The organism is Kitasatospora sp. NPDC087315 (assembly GCF_044744345.1).
Taxonomy (GTDB): domain Bacteria; phylum Actinomycetota; class Actinomycetes; order Streptomycetales; family Streptomycetaceae; genus Kitasatospora.
Genome location: NZ_JBIUYD010000032.1, coordinates 1 through 5535, shown reverse-complemented (window position 1 = coordinate 5535; position 5535 = coordinate 1). Strand labels below are relative to the sequence as shown.

Annotated in this window: 6 protein-coding genes; all 6 read right to left on the bottom strand. The window is 71.6% G+C overall.

The annotated features are described in order from the left end of the window. Positions 1–755: 755 nt before the first annotated feature. The 6 genes from ACIO5D_RS33680 to ACIO5D_RS33655 all read right to left on the bottom strand — a co-directional run bounded on the left by ACIO5D_RS33680 (position 756) and on the right by ACIO5D_RS33655 (position 4252). Positions 756–1349 carry a hypothetical protein gene (locus tag ACIO5D_RS33680; protein ID WP_400799763.1) on the bottom strand — a complete coding sequence of 198 codons (594 nt, stop codon included), beginning with the start codon at positions 1347–1349 and terminating at the stop codon, positions 756–758. 244 nt (positions 1350–1593) lie between these two features. Next, complete coding sequence (locus tag ACIO5D_RS33675; RefSeq protein ID WP_400799760.1) at positions 1594–2067, bottom strand: hypothetical protein; 474 nt, start codon at positions 2065–2067, stop codon at positions 1594–1596. Between the two features lie 244 nt (positions 2068–2311). After that, positions 2312–2623, bottom strand: a complete 312-nt coding sequence (locus tag ACIO5D_RS33670; protein WP_400799757.1) for a hypothetical protein — start codon at positions 2621–2623, stop codon at positions 2312–2314. Between the two features lie 32 nt (positions 2624–2655). Next, a complete protein-coding gene (locus tag ACIO5D_RS33665; protein WP_400799754.1) occupies positions 2656–2958 on the bottom strand; it encodes a hypothetical protein in 303 nt (100 codons plus the stop codon). 93 nt (positions 2959–3051) lie between these two features. Beyond that, a complete protein-coding gene (locus ACIO5D_RS33660; RefSeq protein ID WP_400799752.1) occupies positions 3052–3534 on the bottom strand; it encodes a helix-turn-helix domain-containing protein in 483 nt (160 codons plus the stop codon). Further along, complete coding sequence (locus tag ACIO5D_RS33655; protein WP_400799749.1) at positions 3521–4252, bottom strand: hypothetical protein; 732 nt, start codon at positions 4250–4252, stop codon at positions 3521–3523. Before ACIO5D_RS33655 ends, ACIO5D_RS33660 begins: the two co-directional genes overlap by 14 nt. Between the last annotated feature and the right edge of the window lie 1283 nt (positions 4253–5535).

The following is a 5535-nucleotide window of genomic DNA, read 5'->3' as shown; positions in this document are numbered from 1 at the left end:
AATCAAGGGGGGGCCGCCCCCCCGTCGCGGCCCCCGCGCCGGGGGGGGCCCTTAACCGCCCCCCCCCCCGCCCCGGCGGGGCGGCGCCGCGGTTCCCCCCCCCCCCGCGGCCCCCCCCCCCCCCCGGGGGCCCGGCGCCTCGCAGCTGTGCGTGCCGTCGGTACCCGCTCCCGTAGAGGTGCTTGTCCCACTCCCCGGGCCAGACCCACTCGTACATCACCCGCCGCGCCCAGTAGCACCGGTTGATGCTGCGCAGGTGGTCGTCGGAGGACTCGGGCGGGCTCTCCGACAGCACGTTCCAGCGGTCCAGCCAGTACCCGTCGGCCTGGCGGAACGCGAAGGTTCCCCGGGCCCTTCGCAGGTCGGCGAACGTCGTGGACGCCTCGACCTCCCGCTGGAGCTCCAGATACAGGCTGCGCCGCTGCAGGTGGGTGGTCTGCTGGGCGAGGTCGCCGAGTGCGGCGACGATCGTCGCCCGGCCCTCGACCTGGCTCAGGGGCTCCTCTCCGAGCAGCAGCCGAGGCCGCCGCTGACGAACGGTCAGCAGACCAAGGTGGGCCTGGTCCGGCATCACAGCTGCCGGACCAGGCCCACGCGGGCATTCTGCCGCCCCGCAGCGCCACCGGCCCACCGAGAAGCCGCAGCACCGTCGCAGGGGCGCTCAGCGGCCCGCAGGAGTGCCGGGAGGCGCCCGGGGAGGCGCGGGGCCGGGGGCCGACGCCGTTGACCGGCCACCGGCCCCGGCAGGGGGTGCGTCAGACGTCCAGGAGCTCCTGGACGTCCAGGTTGCAGACGCTGCAGTGGTGCCCGCCGCCGCCCGGGCGGAAGCCGTGGCCGAGGGCCTGGAGGTCGTCGGCCGTCACGGGCTCGTACCGGCCGTCGTCGTCGGCCGGGGCGGTGGGGGCGTGGCGCAGGCACAGCAGGTGGACCCGGTCCGGGGAGAGGTAGGCCACGGTCCCGTCGGCGGCGCTGTCGGGGACGAGGAGGGTGTCCGGGTCGTCGGGGTCCGGCGCCGGGTGCGCGGGGATGCGGGCGGCGGCCCGGCCGATCGCCGTGGCGCAGCCGGCGCACAGGGCGGGGTCGAAGTAGCCGCGGCCGGTCACATCCGCCAGGTGCACCGCCCAGTCGTTGAAGCCCATCGGCTTGTGGCAGGCCATGCAGTGCACGCCCCGGGCCGATTCGACGGCGATGAGGGTGGACTCGGTCAGCACCACGCTGGAGGGGATCTCCGGCCGGGGCCGCCGGCTCTCCCGCTGCGCCCGGACCCGGTTGAGGGCCTCGTGGTAGCTGATGCCCTCAGCTTGCTGCAGCTCGCGGGCGCGCTGCTGGTCGGTGGTGCGCTTGGTCACGATCGTCTCCTCGGAGACCGGCACTGCGCCCACGCCATCGGCCGGTGAAGAAGAGGATCCGACGGTTCAAGAAGTCCGGACGCCTGGATCCCGCAGGACCTTCTCCCGGGACTCGCGCGGCGTGGGCGCACGACAACGGGATGGGCGTTCAGCTCGCCGCCGCCAGGCTATCGGAGCGGCCGGCCGATCCCGGACCACTTCGGCCCGGCTCCACCCAGTGCAGCGGGACCGAAGTGACCGGCCGTCAGTCCCCGTGCCCGTACAGGTGGGTGTCCCACTCCCGGGGCCAGAGCCACTCGTAGATGGTCCGCCGCGCCCAGTAGCACCGGCTGATGCCGTCGAGGTTGTCCGCCGACCCGATCGGGCTCGCGGAGAAGCCGTTCCAGCGGTTCATCCAGAAGGTGTCCGCCTCCCGGTACGCCAGCTCGGCGCGCTCGGGCGTCAGGTCGGCGGCGGTGGTGGAGGCATCGACCTCCCGCTGGAGCTCCAGGTACATGCTGCGCCGCTGCGGGTCGCCGGCCTGCTGGGCGAGTTCGCCGAGCGCGGCGGCGATCGTGTCCCGCCCTTCGGCGAGGATCTCCGCGTCGGTCGGGGGCGGCGGCAGGAGGGAAGGCCGGCCGGGGAGGGCGCGGACGACGGCGACAGCGGCCTGGTGGCTCTCGCCGGTCGCGGCGGCCCGAGCGCGGGCGGCGTTCTTCCGGGCGTGGTTCTTCACCATCGGGTGTCCTTCGGTGGCCGGCCCGCGATCCGGGCCACTGGACGGCACCGGGAGAGTCTGCTGGACGGGCGTTGATGCGGAGCACCGTCAGGACACTGGTGCTGCCGGTCGCGGCCTGGCAGCGGTCCGGGACCGACACCACGCGGCCCACCGGCAGGCTACCGGGCGGGCCAAGCCGCGGGGCGGATATCGCCGGTGACACGCCGTCAGCCGCAGGCAGGACGGGGGCCAGGCCCAGGCGGGGCTACGCGACGCCGGGCACGACCTGGCCGCCGACGATGTGGATCCGGGCGGCACGGGCGTGGCCGTCGCAGACGATGTACCGGCCGCCGTCCCCGGCCTCCACCGTGTGGGTGGCCGGCTCCACGCAGGCCGCGTCCATCCGGTCATACGGCCAGGTCTCCAGGCAGGCCGGGTCCATGCACCAGGTACCCCGTTCGGCACTGGAGGCCAGGGTGGCGCCGTGCTCCGGGCACACCCCCCACGGCACCGAGCACCGACTCGGCACCCGCACACTCCGCTGCTGCGCCTGTTCGTAGGCGGTGGTGTCGTTCATGCCGGGACTGTAGCCCGGGACCGGGCGATGGGTCAGGTGAGGTCGGCGATACGTTCGTCGTTCAGCTGGCGCCCAGCGTCGATCAGCCGTTGCTTCAGCTGCTCGGACTGCTGGACGCTTGTCATCATCTCGAACGCCTCGCTGCGCTTACGGGCCTTGTCTTCCCCGGTCTTGGCCTTGGTGGCCAAGGCGTTCCGGGCCTGCGCGTCCGCGGACTGCTTGTCCGCGAAGCTGGACAGCGCCTCCAGGACCAGCGGTAGGTCCTCCCACACCGCCATCCCGATCCCGTGGACCACAGCCCGGTCCTCGCGGCTCCGGCGGAGCGAATCTGCCACGTCCGCGAGGAAGTCGGTTCCCGCCCTCTTCAGTCGGGATTCCTTCTGTTCCAACTCCGCCCCCATTGGTCCTGTGCTCCGATCCGAGAAGGTTCAGCCGCCGACTGCCCGCAAGGTCCCACGGCGCCGCGCTTCGACCGCGGCCTCCGCGTTCGCCTTCTCAGCGCGCTTACGGCGCTGCTCCTCCAGCTGGTCCTGGTACTGGTCGACGTTGCGCCGGTACTGGTCCACGAACCCGGGCCAGTTCAGCCGCTGCTCGGGGGGCATCTTGGCCACCGCGGCCTTGCACTCCCGCACGGTGAGGTAGCCGGCCAGCATCGGGTTCAGCTGGTACGAGCCGTTACGCACCCGGGTGAGCAGCTGCGCCAGGTCCAGGTCCCGCAGCGCCGCGTTGACGGTCGGACGGCTCAGTCCCATCAGGGTGGCGATGGCGGCCTGGTCCATGTTGATCAGCCCGCCCGGCTCGCTGTGTGCCCGGAGCTTCAGCAGCACCCGGTACGCGGCCGGCAGAAGGTCGAGGTCCGCCAGCACGCCCTCGCAGTTGACGTTGGCGAACCGCAGGTCAGCACTGCTCATCGGATCCGCTCTCCTTCATCGCCTCGGCGGCCCGGGCCGCCGCCCGTTCCGCCCGGGCCTTCGCCCGCTCCTTGCGCAGGCGCTCGATCTCCTGGCGCATCGTCTCCAGCGAGGGGAAGCGCACCAGGTCCGGCAGCGCCTTGTCGCCCCGGATCTCGGAGATCGCCTCCCCCTGCTCCACCTTGCGGTAGACCGGCTTCGTGCTCTCCGTACCCGGCAGCCACTCGGCCACACGGTAGGAGTAGGGCGGGTTGAACTGGTAGACGCCCCGCGCGACCTTGAACACGATGCCGTGCTCCATGATCTCGACCAGCGTCTCGTTGACCCGACGGCGGGGCACGTCCAGCACCGTGGCCATCTCCTCCTGCGTCAGGTGGATCCGCCCACCGGCCCGCTGACAGGCGATCAGCAGCAGGATCACCCGGAACGGCAGCGCCTCGCGGAAGTACTGCACCAGGACCAGGAAGAACTCCAGGGAGTCCATGGAGAACGCGTTCGGCTGCTCCGGAGAGGAGTAGAACTCCACCCGCTGACGCTCCGCACTCAGGAAGAGGTCGCGGTCCGGGTACTGGTCCGCCAGCTCGGTCAGGTCCTCCACCGTCGAACGCCGCGCCCGGCGCCCCCAACCCGCCGTCGGATCCTCCAGCGGCAGGGCAGGCTGCGCCAGCACCCGCTTCGGCTTGGCAGCCGTCCGGCGGCCCTGCGGTTCAGCTGACACCGGGTCGTTCTCCCACCTCTTCGCGATCTTCGACTGCCGCCTGCAGTATGTCAGCTCCACTTAGCTTTTTCTTCAAGCGCAGCCAACATTTGCGCGTGTTGTGTCCCCCCAGGGGGGACACAACACTCCACCCGCGCCCACCAAGCACCCCGAGCACCTGCGCCCAGAAAATATGTCAACTGGACCCAACATTTCCGCACTTCCGTGTCAAGTACAGCCAACATTTGATGCGCGATGTGAGTACCCAGGAGTCTCATACCGGACGCGATATGCCCATCCACAGGGGACAGATCGCCAACGGCCGCACCGCTGTGACCTGCGGATATGCATCCTCTTGCCCCCTCTATATGGGCGGTGCGGAAGGAACCGGGAGCGTCCCGTACGTACGGGACGCCCGCGAGCGCCTTGAACGAAGGCACCAGGACGCGCGGCCCGTCGCATCGACCTGCGGCCGATCCGGCAGTGCCGCGCCCGCTGCGCTCCGCCTCGCCGGACGACGGGTGGAGTGCCCTCCCGCCGGACGTGCTGGGCTTCCAGCCGCGCGGAAGCCCCGGCGGGGGCTCCTCCGGACCCCGCCCCCGCCGGATCCGGCCCGACCTGACCCTCGGCCGAAGGCTGGCACCGTGCCTCCCCGCGATGTCTTCCCCGACCACGGAGCCCCTTCCCGCGATCCTGCGCCGTTGAATTCCGCATATGCTTGTCTCCCTCCCACCGTTTCTTCCGCCATGAAATCAGCCAGCAAGGATGCACTGAGGATTCCCTTTGCGGAAATCTTCACGGAAATCCCGAGAGGCTTCGCGCCAAGCGAATTCAGAAAGGCTGACCAGAGGGCCCCAGAGGGCCGCAACATCTCCAAAGCCTAGCGGTAGCCATAGTTTGATGCACCGACTTCGGGCGAAGCCCGTCCCTCTCCACCCCTTCGAGTGACTCCACCCCAGCACGCACCCCGCCATCACACCCAGCCCACCACCAGGCCGGCCTCCCGCACCCCGCACCACCCGGGCCGAAGGCCCCACCCTTCCACGTTCCGTCAACTCCACGGGCAAAGTCCGGAGTTGACCCCTCACGCGGCCCCGTGCTGCCACGGCACCCACCACCGCCGGGGCGCAGCCCCGGCAGGCCCGGCGCAGCCGGGCGCCTATGGCGGCGCAGCCGCCACCCAGTACCGGCGAAGCCGGTACCCCCGGCCGAAGGCCGGGCTGTCCCGGCGGCGCCGCCGCCGCGCAGCGCCGAAGGCGCAAGCAACCCGGGCCGAAGGCCCGTGGTTACCCGGCGTAGCCGGG